This is a genomic window from Microbacterium alkaliflavum, from assembly GCF_044325405.1.
Lineage (GTDB): Bacteria > Actinomycetota > Actinomycetes > Actinomycetales > Microbacteriaceae > Microbacterium > Microbacterium alkaliflavum.
This window is the reverse complement of sequence record NZ_JBIQWL010000012.1, coordinates 66,539-82,233: the sequence shown is the minus strand read 5'-3', so window position 1 is coordinate 82,233 and position 15,695 is coordinate 66,539. Positions and strand designations below refer to the sequence as shown.

15 protein-coding genes are annotated in these 15,695 nt (G+C 72.4%); 12 read left to right on the top strand and 3 right to left on the bottom strand.

Annotated elements, in window-relative coordinates:
* The first annotated feature begins 134 nt into the window (after positions 1–134).
* The 7 genes from ACH3VR_RS20695 to ACH3VR_RS20665 all read left to right on the top strand — a co-directional run bounded on the left by ACH3VR_RS20695 (position 135) and on the right by ACH3VR_RS20665 (position 6,135).
* Positions 135–965, top strand: coding sequence for a metal ABC transporter ATP-binding protein (locus ACH3VR_RS20695; protein ID WP_397558269.1), 831 nt, complete (start codon positions 135–137; stop codon positions 963–965).
* Positions 962–1,897 carry a metal ABC transporter permease gene (locus ACH3VR_RS20690; RefSeq protein ID WP_397558225.1) on the top strand — a complete coding sequence of 312 codons (936 nt, stop codon included), beginning with the start codon at positions 962–964 and terminating at the stop codon, positions 1,895–1,897. The genes ACH3VR_RS20695 and ACH3VR_RS20690 overlap by 4 nt, the downstream gene beginning before the upstream one ends.
* Positions 1,898–1,906: 9 nt before the next feature.
* Positions 1,907–2,320, top strand: coding sequence for a Fur family transcriptional regulator (locus tag ACH3VR_RS20685; protein ID WP_397558224.1), 414 nt, complete (start codon positions 1,907–1,909; stop codon positions 2,318–2,320).
* A gap of 61 nt (positions 2,321–2,381) precedes the next feature.
* Entirely contained in the window at positions 2,382–3,329 is a 948-nt protein-coding gene (locus ACH3VR_RS20680) for a permease (protein WP_397558268.1), read from the top strand.
* Positions 3,330–3,333: 4 nt separating this feature from the next.
* Positions 3,334–4,050, top strand: coding sequence for a TIGR03943 family putative permease subunit (locus ACH3VR_RS20675; protein ID WP_397558223.1), 717 nt, complete (start codon positions 3,334–3,336; stop codon positions 4,048–4,050).
* Complete coding sequence (locus tag ACH3VR_RS20670; RefSeq protein ID WP_397558222.1) at positions 4,040–5,476, top strand: hypothetical protein; 1,437 nt, start codon at positions 4,040–4,042, stop codon at positions 5,474–5,476. Before ACH3VR_RS20675 ends, ACH3VR_RS20670 begins: the two co-directional genes overlap by 11 nt.
* Positions 5,473–6,135: a DNA-3-methyladenine glycosylase gene (locus ACH3VR_RS20665; RefSeq protein ID WP_397558221.1), complete on the top strand. Its 663-nt coding sequence runs from the start codon at positions 5,473–5,475 to the stop codon at positions 6,133–6,135. The genes ACH3VR_RS20670 and ACH3VR_RS20665 overlap by 4 nt, the downstream gene beginning before the upstream one ends.
* A 109-nt stretch (positions 6,136–6,244) precedes the next feature.
* Here ACH3VR_RS20665 and ACH3VR_RS20660 read toward each other — a convergent pair whose 3' ends face one another.
* Positions 6,245–11,083, bottom strand: coding sequence for an SCO7613 C-terminal domain-containing membrane protein (locus ACH3VR_RS20660; protein WP_397558220.1), 4,839 nt, complete (start codon positions 11,081–11,083; stop codon positions 6,245–6,247).
* A 313-nt stretch (positions 11,084–11,396) separates the two neighbouring features.
* Here ACH3VR_RS20660 and rpmB point away from each other — a divergent pair, with 313 nt between their 5' ends.
* The 4 genes from rpmB to ACH3VR_RS20640 all read left to right on the top strand — a co-directional run bounded on the left by rpmB (position 11,397) and on the right by ACH3VR_RS20640 (position 13,366).
* The gene (gene rpmB / locus ACH3VR_RS20655) at positions 11,397–11,633 is read left to right on the top strand and encodes a 50S ribosomal protein L28 (protein ID WP_397558219.1); all 237 of its coding nucleotides are present in this window, start codon (positions 11,397–11,399) and stop codon (positions 11,631–11,633) included.
* Positions 11,633–11,803 (top strand): 50S ribosomal protein L33, encoded by a 171-nt coding sequence (rpmG, locus tag ACH3VR_RS20650; protein ID WP_005051772.1) that lies wholly within the window; start codon positions 11,633–11,635, stop codon positions 11,801–11,803. Before rpmB ends, rpmG begins: the two co-directional genes overlap by 1 nt.
* A gap of 4 nt (positions 11,804–11,807) precedes the next feature.
* Entirely contained in the window at positions 11,808–12,113 is a 306-nt protein-coding gene (gene rpsN, locus ACH3VR_RS20645; protein WP_397558218.1) for a 30S ribosomal protein S14, read from the top strand.
* Positions 12,114–12,256: 143 nt separating this feature from the next.
* Positions 12,257–13,366: an alpha/beta hydrolase fold domain-containing protein gene (locus ACH3VR_RS20640; RefSeq protein WP_397558217.1), complete on the top strand. Its 1,110-nt coding sequence runs from the start codon at positions 12,257–12,259 to the stop codon at positions 13,364–13,366.
* A 2-nt stretch (positions 13,367–13,368) separates the two neighbouring features.
* On the opposite strand, the gene ACH3VR_RS20635 is transcribed toward ACH3VR_RS20640, so the two are convergent.
* Positions 13,369–13,779 (bottom strand): nitroreductase/quinone reductase family protein, encoded by a 411-nt coding sequence (locus ACH3VR_RS20635; protein WP_397558216.1) that lies wholly within the window; start codon positions 13,777–13,779, stop codon positions 13,369–13,371.
* Between the two features lie 40 nt (positions 13,780–13,819).
* Positions 13,820–14,527: a head GIN domain-containing protein gene (locus tag ACH3VR_RS20630; RefSeq protein WP_397558215.1), complete on the bottom strand. Its 708-nt coding sequence runs from the start codon at positions 14,525–14,527 to the stop codon at positions 13,820–13,822.
* Between the two features lie 159 nt (positions 14,528–14,686).
* On the opposite strand from ACH3VR_RS20630, the gene ACH3VR_RS20625 reads away from it, so the two are divergent.
* A complete protein-coding gene (locus ACH3VR_RS20625; protein ID WP_397558214.1) occupies positions 14,687–15,565 on the top strand; it encodes an LLM class flavin-dependent oxidoreductase in 879 nt (292 codons plus the stop codon).
* Positions 15,566–15,695 lie beyond the last annotated feature (130 nt).

Here is a 15,695-nt window from a genome sequence, read left to right as displayed (position 1 = left end):
ACGGACGCCGTCATCGCGGCGGCGAGGGATGCCGGCATCCCGGTTCTGGAGTTCTCCGAGGTGCTGCCCGAGGGCCTCACCTACGTCGAGTGGATGCAGCAGAACATCGCCGAGCTCACGAAGGCCCTGCAGCCGTGAGCGCGCTCGAGATCCGCGGCGCCGCCCTCCGACGGGAGGGCCGCGAGCTGTGGGCCGGACTCGACCTCACGGTCGAGCCGGGCGAACTCGTGGCGGTCCTCGGGCCGAGCGGCTCGGGCAAGACGACGCTCCTGCGGGCGATCCTCGGCCTCGAGGAGCTCAGCGAGGGGAGCATCACGGCCCTGGGATCCGATGTGCGCACGCGGGGAAGCCGCCGCATCGGCTACATCCCGCAGCAGCGCCCACTGCCGCGCGAGACGGCGCTGCGCGGTCGCGACCTCGTCACCCTCGGCGTCGACGGCCACCGCTTCGGGTTCCCGATCCCCCGCCGCGGCGACCGGGCGCGGGTCGATGCGCTCATCGACGCGGTCGGAGCGCGCGGCTTCGCGGATCGGCCCGTCGGTGAGCTGTCCGGCGGCGAGCAGCAGCGACTGCGCGTCGGGCAGGCGCTCGCCGACGACCCGCGGCTGCTGCTGTGCGACGAGCCGCTCACGAGTCTCGACCTGGCGAACCAGCAGGCGGTCATCCAGCTGATCGACCGGCACCGCCGCCGGACCGATTCCGCCGTGCTGCTCGTGACGCACGACATCAACCCCGTGCTGGGGTCGGTCGACCGCATCCTCTACCTCGCGGGTGGGCGCTTCATGCTCGGCACCCCCGACGAAGTGCTCGACTCGGCGACGCTGTCAGCCCTGTACGGCGCACCGGTGTACGTGCTGCGCGCGGGTGACCGCCTCGTCGTGGTCGGCGCGCCCGACGCCGAAGAGGCGCACCACCATCATCATCACGAGCTCCACGACGACCCGGGAACGGGGGCGCACGCATGAACTGGGCGGACGTGTGGGACGCGATGTTCGGCGGGCTCCCCGACTACGTGGAGATCCTCGGACTCGTCTCGAACTCGATCGTCGCGGGTGCCGTCCTGGGCCTCGTCGGCGGCCTGGTCGGGGTGTTCGTGATCCAGCGCGACATGGCGTTCGCCGTCCACGGCATCGCCGAGCTGTCGTTCGCGGGCGCCGCCGCGGCCCTGCTCATCGGCGTCGACGTCGTGACGGGCTCGATCGTGGGATCCCTCATCGCCGCCGCGATCATCGGGGTGCTCGGCGCGCGGGCGCGGGATCGCAACTCGATCATCGGCGTGCTCATGCCGTTCGGGCTGGGCCTGGGCATCCTGTTCCTTTCGCTGTACAACGGCCGCTCCGCGAACCGCTTCAGCCTGCTGACCGGCCAGATCGTGTCGGTGCAGAGCGGGCAGCTCGGCTGGCTCATCGCGATCAGCGCCGCCGTCCTGGTGGGGCTCCTGCTCATCTGGCGCCCCCTCCGGTTCGACTCCCTCGACCCGCAGTCGGCGGCGGCGCGAGGCGTGCCCACCACGGCGGTCTCGCTCGGGTTCATGCTGCTGCTCGGACTCATGGTCGCGGTGAGCGTGCACATCATCGGTGCGCTGCTCGTGATGGCACTCCTCGTCACGCCCGCCGCGGCGGCGATGCGCGTCGCCTCGGGCCCCGTCGCGGTGCCGGCGCTGTCCGCGCTGTTCGGCTTCGTGTCGGCCGTCGCGGGGATCCTCCTCGCCGTGGCGGGCACCCTCCCGGTGAGCCCGTACATCACGACGATCTCGTTCCTGATCTATGTCGTCTGCCGCATCATCGGCGGACGCCGCGGGCGGGTCGAGACAACGCGGGATGCCGGGCGACGCATGCGTCGCGAGACCCCGCCGCACGAGGCACCCGCTCAGGGCGCCCTCAAGGCGCGCGGGTAGACTCCGGCCATGGTCCAGCGGAACACGCGGCAGCGCGAGCGCGTGCGCGAGGCGCTCGCCGACGCGCGCGGCTTCGTGAGCGCGCAGTCGCTGCACGCGACGCTGCGCGACGAGGACAGCCCCATCGGCCTGGCCACCGTGTACCGCGCGCTCGCAGGGCTCGCCGCGTCCGGCGACGCCGACACGCTGCAGAGCCCCGAGGGCGAGAGCCTCTATCGCGCTTGCGTGACGCGGGGCCACCATCACCACCTGATCTGCCGCTCGTGCGGACTCGCCGTCGAGATCGAGGCGACCGACGTCGAGCAGTGGGCTCGCCGCACGGCCGCCGCCCACGGCTTCATCGAGGCCGAGCACATCGTCGACATCTTCGGGCTGTGCGCCTCATGCGCACAGGCCCGGGCGAGCGAGCGTGACGCGGACTGAGCCGCCGGCGGTCGACGCGCGCCCGGGGGCGAGCCGTGCGATCGTCTGGGCGGCCATCGGCGTGCTCTTCGTCGGCGTCCTGTTCGCGATCGACGCCTTCGCGCCGCAGCTCTACCCGGTCGAGCTCCCCACCCGCGTGCAGGACGGCCTGACGCTCGCGCTCAGCGTGCTGATCGAGTCGCTCCCGTTCGTCGTGCTCGGCGTCGCGCTGTCGATCGTCGTGCAGGTGTGGGTGCCGCCGGGCGTACTGGAGCGATGGATGCCGCGCAGGGCATGGACCCGCCGCGCGGTGTTGTCGCTCCTCGGCATGGTCGTGCCGGTGTGCGAGTGCGGCAACGTTCCCTTCGCGCGCGGCCTGCTGATGCGCGGGTTCTCCGTGCCCGAGACTCTCACGTTCCTCATCGCCGCGCCGATCGTCAACCCCATCGTGATCATCACGACGCACCAGGCCTTCGGCTTCGACGACGGCATCCTCGTCGCGCGCCTCCTCGGCGGGTACGCGATCGCCAACCTCATCGGCTGGCTTTACAGCCGGCACCCCGATCCCGACGCGCTGCTCACCGATCGCTTCCGCGCGACCTGCGACGTCGTCGTGCACGAGCAGGGCTCGCGCGGCCGTCGCAGCCTCGCACAGTTCGTCATCGAGCTGCGCGCCGTCATGCCGGCGCTCGTCATCGGCTCGGCGCTCGCAGGAGCCGTGCAGGTGCTCGTGCCCCGCGATGCTCTGCTCGCGATCGGGTCCGATCCGGCCCTCTCCATCATCGCGATGATCGCGCTCGCGATGGTCGTGTCGATCTGCTCGAACGTCGACGCATTCTTCGCGCTGTCCTTCGCCTCGACCTTCACACCGGGCTCGATCGTCGCGTTCCTCCTGGTCGGACCCCTCGTCGACGTCAAGATGCTCGCCCTGCTGCGCACGACTTTCACGACCCGCGTCCTCGTCGGGCTCGTCGTCGTGGTCGTGTTGTCGGCGTTCGCGATCGGGGCGGCGGTGAATCTCCTTGCTTAGGCCGATGGCCACGCGCTGGCTGGGCGTCGGCCTCGCCGCGGTGCTCGCCGTGCTCACCCTCGGGCTCGCCCTGACGGGTCGGCTCGGGCTGTACCTCAACCCCGACTCGACGTGGTTCGCGGTCGGGATGAGCGTCGTCGTGCTGATCGGCGCCGTCCTCACGTTCGCGCTTCCGCTCGGTGCCGAGGACGACCACGGCCATGATCACGTGCATCGACGCCATCCGGTCGCGGCCGCCGCGACGGCGGTCGGCGGGGTCGCGGCATCCCTGCTGGTGGTGACGGCCCTCGTGACCCCGCCCGCGTCGCTCTCGGCCGAGCTCGCGATGTCGCGCGACATCGACGCCCCGCCTCTGTTCGCGGGGACGGATGCCGTCGCCCTGGCGACGACGGGAGACACGAAGACGTTCGGCGTCGGCGAGTGGGCGACCGTGTTCGCGACCGCGACGAATCCCGACGCGTACGACGGCGACCCCGTGAGCCTGACCGGGTTCGTCACGCCGGGCGACGGCGACTTCGACCTCACCCGCCTCGTGATCACGCACTGCGTCATCGACGCGCAGCCCGCGAGCATTCCGATCGACACGGGCGATGCCGCGCCGGCGACGGGGCAGTGGGTCACGATCACGGGCACCGTCCGCTCGGCCGCGGACGGCCGGCTCTCGATCGAGGCGGACACGGTCGAGTTCATCGACGAGCCGGGAGACCCCTATGAGTACTGACGGGCAGACCCGCAGGTCGCGGTCGCGCAAGCGGCGCGGGCGCTCGTTCGTCCTCGCGTTCGCAGGCGTCGTGGCCGCGCTCGCCGTAGGGGGTTTCGCTGGCGCCGCCGCGACGACGGCGCAGGGACCGCGCGTCACCGACGTGCAGGTCGACCCGGCGGCCGCGGTCGCGGCATCCGGCGCCCGCCTCATCGTGACGACGTCGCAGGCGCTGCGGGACGTCGCCGCCGATCAGGTGTCGATCGAGCCCGCGACGCCGTTCGTCGTCGACACCTCGGGCCGCAGCATCGGCGTGCGCTTCGCGCTCCCGCTGTGGGACGACACCGAGTACACCGTCACGATCGCCGATGTCGAAGGCGTCGGCGGCGGGCCCGCCGCGACGATCACGCAGACCTTCCGCACCGACCCGGCGCGGTTCCACCTGCTGCAGCGCGGCGCCGACCAGGACACGATCTTCCGCACCGACCTCATGGGCAGGCAGGCGATCCCCGTGTTCCGGCATGCGCACATCGAGGACTTCCGTGCGACCTCGTCGCACCTCGTCGTCTCGGTGCGCGAGGACTCGGACCGCGATTCGGCGGCCGCCGGCGCTGCTGGAGGCCGTGCAGAGCTCATCGTCACCGACCTGGATGGCGAGGATCGGCGCACGCTTCCGCTGCCCGGAGACGGGACGGTGACGAACCTGCAGAGCGCCGATCGCGGCGACCTCATCGGCTACACCTTCACCGACGCCGACATCAGCGAGGCCGGCGGCCGCGACAGCATGCTCTTCACGATGTCGCTCAAGGATCCGGATGCCGAGCCTCAGCCCGTCGAGGTCTCGGGCACCGACGATCGCGTGCTCCAGTGGAGGTTCGTGCCCGGAACGGACCGCGTGCTGTTCGTCGGGTTCGACAGCACGCTCTGGCTGACCGGGCCGCCGGAGGCGCCCGCGACCCCGCTCGGCAATGCCGTCGCGCTCGCCGACGTCTCCGGCTCGACCGCCCTCGTCGAGCGGCCCGACGCCCTCGTGGCGCTGAACCTGACCGACGGCTCGGAAGAGCCACTCGTCGCCCCCGCGGAGGAGCCGGGTCAGCTGCGCAGCGTCGTGGCCGTGCCCGGCGGCGGCACGATCCGCCTCTATGCGGCGCTCGACGAGAGCGGCCTCCCGAGCAGGTCCGTGGTCGCGTCGGTGGACGCCGACGGCACGACGACGGTGCTGTCACGCTGGCCGTCGACGGACTCGGTCATCCGCATGTGCGTCTCGCCCAGCGGCCGGTACGCCGCGACCGTCGTCGCTCCCGACATCGTCGACAATCCGTACGACGGATACCTCCTGCCGATGCCCGAACGCGTCGAGACGCACATCGTCGAGATCGCGACCGGCGACGAGATCGTCGCGCTCACGGGCTTCGACAGCTCGTGGTGCCGGGTGCCGCCGCAATGACCGTGGAATGGCGGCCCGCTCGCCGCGACGATCTGCTCGGCCTGCCCGTCGAGGTCGCGCCGCGCCTGCTCGGCGGGCTCCTGCGCACGGTCGTCGACGGAGACGAGGTCGTCGTGCGCCTCACCGAGGTCGAGGCCTATCACGGCCGCGGCACGGGCGGCGTGGCCGACCCGGGCTCGCACGCGCGGATGGGGCCGACGGCGCGCAACGCCACGATGTGGGGCGAGCCCGGTCATCTCTACGTCTACCTCAGCCACGGCATCCACTCCTGCGTCAACGTCGTGTGCGGCCCGGAGGGCGTCGCGGGCGGAATCCTGCTGCGCGGCGGCGAGGTCGTGGCGGGAATGGATGCTGCGCACCGCCGCCGTCCGGCTGCCCGAGTCGATCGCGACCTGGCGCGCGGGCCAGGGCGCCTCGGCGACGCGGTGGGGCTGCGGCATCCCGTTCACGACGGCATCGACGCCGTGACCGGTGCTCCCCGCGCGGGTGCCGTCGCGCGCCTCGAGCTGCGCGCCGAGCCGCTCGCCGACATCTCGGCCGGCCCGCGGGTCGGCGTCGCCGGGCACGCGGGGACGGCGGCCTTCCCCTGGCGCTTCTGGGTGCCCGGCGAACCGACGGTCTCGGCGTTCCGCTGGGGCCGCGGCGCCGCCGCCCTCTGACCCCTCCCCGCCAGGACCGTGAGCCTCCAACCGGCTGCCGAGAACGTGGGTGACACCCACGTTCTCGGCAGTCAGGTGGAGGCTCACGGGTCGGAGGCCGAAGCCCGGGTCAGCGCAGCGAAGAGACCGTCACGAAGGCGGCCTTGAGCTGCCGCACGCGGCGCTCGTAGGTGGCGGCGAGGAAGATGAGCAGCGCTCCGCCGATGCCGAGCCACAGCCACCACGGCACGGCGGTGTACGCCGACGTGATCCACGGCCAGAGCTGCGCGACGGCGTGCAGGATGAGCACGACCGACCCGAGGATCAGCGGCGCCTGCAGCCGACGGACGGCCCCGACGACGACGAGCGCGAGCGCCACGACGCCGAGGGCGACGACCCGCCACAGCTCGGAGTCGTCGAGGTCGTGCACGAGTGACGGCAGCATCAGCAGTCCGAGCCACGGGCCCAGCGTCGCCCACGAGCGCGACGTCGGCACGCGGGCCAGGCGGATCGAGCCGTACGCGAGGCCGGCGAGAGCCGGCGGCACCGTCACCAGCTCGACAGGGCTCACCCCGAGCCCGATGACCGCGAAGACGCCGAGGAGCGCGGCCGACAGGCCCGCGGCGATCGTGAGCGTCCAGCCGATGCGCGCATGCCACAGCGCACCGGCGAGCCCTGCCAGCGCGAGGACGCTCATCGCGAGCAGGGTGCGACCGTCGCGGACCTCGTCGTGCAGCATGAGCAGCTGCGCGACGGCGACCGCGTACGCCACGGCCGCAGCGCCGAGCACGGCGCCCCCGATCAATCCGAGCCTCATCGTCGCCACTGCTCGCAGGGCCGCCACGACGATCGCGACCGCCACAGCGCCGCCGGCGAGGGCCCAGAAGTCGGCCTCGAATCCAGAGTCGGTCGCGACCGCGAAGAACCGGATGGCGCAGCCCGCCGCGACGACCGCGAGTCCGCCGATCGCGAGCACGGCGCCGACACCGCGCCAGCGATGCAGAGCGAGCAGCGCGGCTCCGCCGACTCCGACGACCCCGCCGAGGAGGACGGTGACGGCGGTCGTGCCGAGCTCGCCGTCGGAACGGAGGATGACGACGCCGATGATCAGGGCGGCCCCGGCGGCTGCGATGAGCGTCGACGGCCACGCTGGAGCGTCGTCGTCGGAGCGGAGCACGAGGATCACCGCGACGGCGACCGCCCCGGCGCCGGCCGTGATGGCGGCGGCATCCGCGCTGCCGAGGAACGGGTCGAGCAGCGCGCGGGCGCCCATGAGCACCGCGGCGAGGCCGGTCACCAGGACGGTCGGCACGCCGACGCGCCACGAGGCGGGGATCCGAGCCCACGCCCCAGCGACGGCGGCGAGCAGCGCCAGGACGATGAAGGTCCACACGCGCGGCGGATCGGCCGGGGCGAGGATGCTGGGCACCGTCGCGACGCCCAGGCCGGCGATCCACACGATGCTCTCGCCGCCGGGCCAGGCCGTATCCGCGGCGCGACGCCTCAGGATCGCGAGGACCGCACCCGCCAGGCAAGCGGCGGCCACCGGGAGCGTCGCCGCCTCGATCTCGGTCAGCACGCCCGTGAGCATGGCCGATCCGCCGACCAGGGCCGCGCCCGCGAGCGAGGTCCACCGCGTGACGGCCGTGAGCGGCGGTCGATCTGCGGCTGCGGCGCCGACGTGCAGCGCCGCGAGCACGCCGATCGCCGTGGTGACGACCGCGAGGGTCTGAAGCGAGAAGACCACGGCGATCGCGGCTGCCAGAATCGCCGCGCCGGGCGCCACCTCGGCGTACAGACGCGACGCGAGCCGGCCAGGCGTGGCGGAGGCGTGACCGAGGGCCGACATCAGGGCGACGCCGACGAACAGCACGAGCCACGCCGACTGCCAGGGCTCGCCGTCGATGACGCGCTGCACGACGACGAGTCCGAGACCGATGAGCGCCGATGCGGCGCCGATGGGGGCGGTCGGGCGCACACGCGAGATCATCGGCACCGAGAGCACGAGGCACACGAGGGTCGACACGACGCCGACGATCGTCCCGCGCAGCGGCGTGCCGTCCCACCCCTCCACCGCGGGCGCCCAGAGTCCGATCGCCAGGCCCGCGCCGAGCGCGAGCGCCGCCTCACCGCGTCGCCGCAGCCAGACGAGGCTCGCCGCGAACACCACCAGCGCAGCGCCTGCGGGCACGGCGGCCGACTCCGTCGTGTAGTCGATGCCCGGGGTGCCGTCGCCGAGCCACCACCACCACGTCGCGATCGCCGCCACTGCGGCGGGCCACGCGAACGGGCGGCGGGGGGCTGCGTTCACGCCCACGCCCGGGATCCGGGTCGCGAAGACGTCGTCTTCCGGCGCGCCCGCGGGGGCAGCCCAGCCGTGCGTCACGGACAGGCCGGCGAAGCCCGCCGCACCGAGTGCGCACGCCGCCCAGACCAGCGAGGAGGGCAGCGGCCACACGACGACGACGGCGGTCGCCGCAGCGCCGACGTCTCCGGCGAGCCGAACCCACCGGCTGTTCATGTCCGGGCGGATGATCTCGAGACCCGCGCCCAGCGCGACGACGACGACCGCGCCGCCGAGGAGCGGCAGCGGCATCCACTCCGCGGTGCTCGTTCCCGCAGCCTCGAGCACCGAGTAGACCGCGAACGCGAGAGTCGGCGCGACCAGCGCGGCGGCTCCGATCGAGGCGCGACCGTCGATGCGCGTGAGCCCGAGCGCGACGACGGCGAACAGGACGACGAGCAGGCCGGAGCGAGCGACTGCGAGTCCAGGTTCGCCGACCGCCGGCGCGAGCGGACCGCCTCCGTCGAAGGCACCGCCGGCCACGCCGCTCGCAAGCCACACGAGACTCAGCCCGACGAGGATCGAGGCCGTGCCCGCGAGCGCCGAACGCGACGGCCGATCGAGCGGCAGCGCCGCGGCGACCGCCAGGGTCACGACCGCGACCCACTGCAGGAGGGCGATCGACACGCGCCATGCGGCGCCGTCGGCCGACGTGGCGACCGACATCGCCGCCATGAGGGCCCACGGCGCGATGAACGTCGAGAGTGCGGCGACCAGGACGGGAGCGAGGGCAGTGGGAACTGCGAGGTCACCGGTCGGACGAATGAGCACGCGCTGCGCGACGAGCACGGCGATCGCGGTCGCGACGCCGACCAGCCAGAGCCACGGGGCAGCGAGGCCCGCGAGGTACGCCGTGGCCGCGGCGACGAGCGCCACCGCGACCCAGCCCCGGCGCTCGCGGACGACGAGGAGGAAGAGCGTCGCGACGGCTGCGATGACGACGGCCACTGCCACGAGGATGCCGGGTGCGCCGACATATGCGGCGGCGATCAGGACCAGGATGCCTGCGACCAGCACTCGCAGGTCGGCGAGACCGGGCCGCGCGAGCGAGGGAGCGAGGAACAGCACCGCCGCGATCACCGCGGCTGCGGGCAGCGCGAGGAACGGCGACTCGACCCAGGAGGCCGGCGCGAACACGTCGCCCCGCGCGAGCGACCACGGTGCGACGAACGCCGTCACCGCCGTCGCACCCCAGGCGATCGCGCCGCCGGCGAGTCCGAGCGCCCCCGCCACCGACGCGGTGACCCACGGGGCGCGCCCCGTCCGTCCTCGCGCGTGCAGGACGTCGACCCCGACCGCGACCACCGTGGCCAGCACCGGCGCGACGAGGACGGGGTAGACCACCTCCGTGCTGCGCAGCGCGAGCAGCCAGCCGGCGAGGGCGAGAGTCGCGACCGCGATGCTCGCCGCCGCGCCGGCGAGTCCCCTGGCCGCCGGCAGCGACTCGAGTCCGGTTCGCGGGCGGAGCGCCCACGCGTGAGCGATGCCGACGACGAACACGAGGGCTGCCGACCACATGATGGTCGACACCTCCGTCGCGGCGAGCAGGATCGTGAGCACCGCTGCGCCGAGCGAGCCGATGCCGATGACGACGAGCGTGATGCGCTCGGGCACCGCGTCGCGGCCGGAGCGCGACGACGACCACGGAGCGGGGAGGGCGTGGGTGAGGCATCCCGCCGACGCGGCCAGGAGCGCCGCGATGAACGTCTCGCTGCGGTCGAACGACAGCGTGCCGCCGACGAGCAGGCCGATGCCGACGGGGAATGCGAGGGCGGCGGCGAGATCGGGGCCGCGCAGGCCGGAGAAGCGCGCCCAGATGCGGCAGGCGAAGCCGACGATGAGCGCGGACGTGCCCGCATAGATCGCGGCGTCGCTCGCGCCGGTGCCGAAGAAGTCGTTCGCCCGGACGGCCCACGCGTCCAGGCCGAGCAGCACGACACCGAGGGCGCCGATGCCCTCCGCCGTCGCCGTGAGCGATCGCCGCCGCAGCAGCGATGCCGTGATGATCGACGCGAGCGTGATGCCGCCGATGATGAGGGCCCGCACCGCGATCCCCCACACGAACCACGCGAACACGAGGAAGAAGATCGCCGCGACCCCGACGAGCGAGACGCCGACGATGAGCAGCAGCACGGGCACGGTGAGCCGACGGCGCGGCTTCTCAGGGGCGGCATGGCGAACCTGTGGAGGAGAGGATGCCGGCGGGGCCGTCGCCGCCCGTGCCGAGGGCGCCGTCGCAATCCCGGCGTGCGCGGGCGCCTCGACGGGATCGGCTGCGGCGACCGCGGCAGCCCGATCGGCAGCGGCGGCGATCGCCTTCGCTGCTTCCGCCGCCTCCGCGGCGGCGGCCTTCTGCGCCGCGACGGCGCGGGCGACCTCGATGCGGGCTGCGACACGGACCGACTCGCGGATCTCGCCGATCAGTTCGCGGCGATCCAGCTCGAGGCGGACGATCTGCTGTCCCAGAGCCAGCACGCGCACAGCGCGGGGATCGGTGAGCCCGAAGCCGCAGGTCGGGCACACGATCGCGGTGATCGGGGTGAAGCATCCCGGACAGAGCTTCGCATCCGAGAGTTCGAACGGGGAGGCGGGCCAGAGCGGGACCCCGTCTTGGGTTATGGTCATCGTCGTCGCCTTCCGCTGAACTTCGTTGTTCCCCCATGGAAGTGAGCCAATGATGGCACCTTCCCCAGACGAATCCGCGGAAACCTTGTCGGCTGTGGACAAAATTGAATGCCGCTGACGGAATGTGGCGAGGTGGCCCCCTGTCAAGACGGCGCGCCGTCGCGTGCTAGACTGACTCTTTGTCTGCGCGCACTCCAGCACGCAGTTCGCATCCACTCCCTCACTGGACCTGAAACGGTCGGCTGAGTCGTGGGTGCAGACAAGGGATCTTGGGTGGGGCCGTCCGGCCTCACGGTATTAAGGAGACATCACTATGGCAGCAGTGTGCCAGGTGACTGGAGCGGTTCCCGGCTTCGGTCACAACATCTCGCACTCGCACCGCCGGACGAAGCGCCGCTTCGACCCGAACGTGCAGAAGAAGACCTATTACGTGCCGTCGCTCGGCCGTAAGGTCACCCTCAACGTGTCCGCCAAGGGCATCAAGGTGATCGACGCGCGCGGCATCGAGTCGGTCATCAAGGACCTCCTCGCGAAGGGTGTGAAGCTCTGATGGCCAAGAAGGCACAGGACGTCCGTCCGATCATCAAGCTGCGTTCGACCGCCGGCACGGGTTACACCTACGTGACGCGCAAGAACCGCCGCAACAACCCCGACCGCATCGTGCTCAAGAAGTACGACCCGGTCATCCGCAAGCACGTCGAATTCCGAGAGGAGCGCTGATCATATGGCGAAGAAGAGCAAGATCGCGCGCAACGAGCAGCGCAAGGTGGTCGTCGACCGCTACGCCGCGAAGCGCGCCGAACTGAAGAAGGCGCTCGTCTCCCCGGAGTCGACCGACGAGCAGCGCGAGGCCGCTCGCGTGGGCCTGCAGAAGCTGCCCCGCAACGCGTCGCCCGTGCGCCTGCGCAACCGCGATGTCATCGACGGTCGCCCCCGCGGCAACCTCTCGAAGTTCGGCATCTCGCGTGTCCGCTTCCGCGACATGGCGCACCGTGGCGAGCTGCCCGGCGTGACCAAGTCGTCCTGGTAGGCAACCGCTGACGCCGCAAGGGCGGGAGTTCCTCGGAGCTCCCGCCCTTTCGCGTATCCGGACTACGCGAGCGGCCGATGTGCAAGCCCCCGTGTCGACGATCTTCCGGCGCCGTACACTCGCGCACGGAGGGAGGGAGAGGGATGCCTCTGGATCCGTTCTTCGCCGACAGGTTGCGGGTGCATCGGCGCTACCTGTTCGACCAGGCGCTCGGGACGATGCGCACGCGCTTGACGGCGCTCCTCCCCTTCGGCCGTCCCGTCGTGCCCGCGACGGCGACCGCGTCGCCCGCCGCACCATCGGTCGTCGCCGGCAAGGCGGCGAAGCCGAGCCCCGGCAAGCCGCAGAGTGCGGGAGCCCGCGCGCGGGCGCGCCACCGCGCCGCCGCGCTGGCGTGGGATCGACGCGAGCTCAAGACGGTCGGCACGCGGGGACCGGGCATCCCGACCACGGAGCACCTCGTCGAGGTGGACGGGTTCCCCTCCGTCCGAGTGCGGATCTACCATCCGCGCGAGCCCGACGGCCACGTGGTGCCGGCATGCCTCGCACTGTTCGGCGGTGCCTTCCGGATCGGCGGCATCGACTATCCGACGACGGATGCCGGCTGCCGCCGTCGCGCCGCGGACGCCGACGTCGCCATCGTGGCGGTCGACTACGCCCTCGCTCCCGAGCATCGCTTCCCGACGCAGATCGAGCAGGCCTACGCGGTGCTCGTGTGGCTCTTCGGGCACGCGGCAGAGCTCGGCATCGCCCGTGATCGGATCGGCATCCTCGGGACCTCGGCCGGAGGCAACCTCGCGGCCGCCGTCACGCTCCTCAACCGCGACCGGGCGAAGCTCCCCCTGCGGCTGCAGGTGCTCGAGGTCCCTGTCACCGATCTCACCGGCAAGCACATCGACCTCGCCGCGACGCGGGCGCTCGGCATCCCGAGCTTCATCGCGAGGCGCGAGCTGCGCTCGGTCGTGCGCACGTATCTGCCCCGTCGGGGCGACGCGAAGGAGCCGTATGCGTCACCCCTGCTCGCCGAGTCGCACGCCGGGCTCCCGCCCGCTGTCGTGCTGACCGCCGAGTACGACCCGCTCCGCGCCGACGGTGCCGCCTATGCGGCAGCGCTCCGGGCCGCCGGCGTCGAGGCGAGCGCCGTGCAGTACCTCGGGGTCACGCACGACACCCCGATCTTCACGGGAGTGCTCCCGGCGGCGCGTCGATGGCATGCCGACGTCGTGACGGCGCTGCGGCGACTGCACGACTGACGTCAGTCGAACTCGACGCGGACGAGGGGGCTCTCGGCGAGCCAGCGCTCCGGCTGAGCCACGTGGCGGCGCGAGCCCCGTCGGACGTAGAGGTCGTCGATCCCCCGGATGATCACACCGAAGAGGCGAGCGCGATCATCGGGAGCGGTGATGGGCACCGCTGTCGCGGCGAGGTCGGCATGTACTGCATGCTTCAGGTGGAATGTGAAGCGCGGGTTCGCGATGAGGTTCGCGTACCAGCTGCGCGGCCCAGGCAGTCCCGTCAGGTAGACGGCGCCGTCGACGTTGTGGAACCAGATCTCGATGCGGCGAGGTTCGCCGGAGCGGGCGCCGATCGTGGTGATGTCGACGGTGTGATCCGCCATCGTGGAGTCGGGCCCGAGTGCCAGGGCCTTCGCGATCGCGGAATCCATCGTGCGCCAGTCTATGAGCGCCGCGCGGGGCTCGGGCCGGTCAGCGGCGCACGACCTCTCCTGACCCCGACACATTCGAGTCGAGCTCGGGGTCGCCCGAATAGGTCACTCGTCCGCTGCCCGAGATGTCCACGGAGAGGCTCCCGCTCGCGGTGACGTCGGCGTCGCCCGACCCGCCGATCGCGACGACGGCGTTCTGAGTGTCGAGGTGCTCGGCATCGACGCTGCCGCTGCCGTCGAGCTGGATCTCGAGCTCCGTGGCGGAACCTCGGAGCTCGAGGTCGCCGGAGCCCGAGAGGCCCACCTCGACGCGTTCCGCGTCCAGACCGGTCCAGGTGACGTCGCCCGACCCCTCGACCGTGAGCCGCACCGTCCCCGACGCCGACACGGTGCTCTCGACGTCGCCGGAGCCGTTCAGCTCGACCGCCTGGAGGGCGGGCAGTGTCAGCTCGTAGCGCACTTTGCCGAGGCCGAGGTCGAATCCCGGCTTCACACCCAGCACGAGGGTGTCGCCCTCGACGTCGGACGTGAGATGTTCGAGGGCGTCCTCGGGTGCGTGCACGACGAGCTTCGGCTCGCCCTCCGAGATCGACAGGTCGCCGGAGGAATCGAGCACGACCGTCGTGACGGCGTCGACCTCGCGATCCTGCGAAGTCATCGGCCCGCTCGCGATGAAGGGGACGCATCCGGACAGCACGAGGACGGATGCCGCCGCGCCGAGCACGGCGAGGGAGTGAATGGTGCGCATGACGGCCTCTCTGCGGTGAGGTGGACCACCACCAGCGTAGGAAGCGCGCATCCGACGGGACAGGGGGTCTGCCCCCGCATCGCCCCTCCGGCTGGCACACCCCCGTTCGGAGCATCCGGATGCCTCGCCGCTGTCCGCGGCGCGTGCCAAGGTGTTCGCATGCGACGCATCGGTGCGATCTTCACGCCCTCCTACCCGCCCGAGGACCTTCGCGGCGCCGCGCAGGCCGCCGACGAGGCCGGTGTCCCCGAGCTGTGGCTCTGGGAGGACTGCTTCCGGGAGTCCGCGTTCGCGACGGCGTCCGCCGTGCTCGCGTGGACGACACACCTCCGCGTGGGGATCGGGGTGGTGCCCATGCCGCTGCGCAACGTCGCGGCGACGGCGATGGAGATCGCGACCCTCGAGCGCCTCTTCCCGGGTCGCCTCATCCCGGGACTCGGGCACGGGGTGCAGTCCTGGATGCAGCAGATCGGCGCTCGCGCCGCCTCCCCGCTCACCCTCATGCGCGAGTACGTGCCCGCGCTGCGCGCGCTCCTGGCCGGAGACGAGGTGAGCACCCAGGGGCGCTACGTCTCGCTCGACCAGGTGCGGCTGGACTGGCCGCCCCGTCAGGCGCCCGCGATCATCGTCGCCGGGGAGGGTCCCAAGACGGTGCGGCTGACCGGCGAGGTCGGCGATGGCACGGTTCTCCCGGCGGGGAGCGACCCCGACCGCGTCTCCCGCACCCTCGGCATGGCAGTCGAGGGGCGGGTCGCCACCGGGCGAGGCGAGGCGCATGAGCTCGTCGTCTTCGTCGCCGCCGCCTTCGGCGGGGAGGCCGCGCGCAAGCGGCTCGCCGGCGAACTGGCGCGTTCGGCGCCGGAGCCCGACCCCGCGCTCATGGTCGCGGGCGATGCGGCGACCGTCGCCGCGGCCGTCGAGCCGTTCTTCGCGGCCGGCGCGACCTCGGTCATCCTGCAGCCGACCGAGGGTGAACCCGATCTCGTGGGATTCATGGCGGGCGTCGGCGAGGTGGCGCGGCTGACGAGTGACGGCTGACCCTGCGCCGTGACAGTCGGAGTGCCCGGAGCTGGACGTTCCGGGCACTCCTGCCGATCCCGCCGCGGACACCGGATCCCGGACGAGACGCTCTCGCCTCTCGTCCGGGATCCCGCGTCCGGATCGGGGT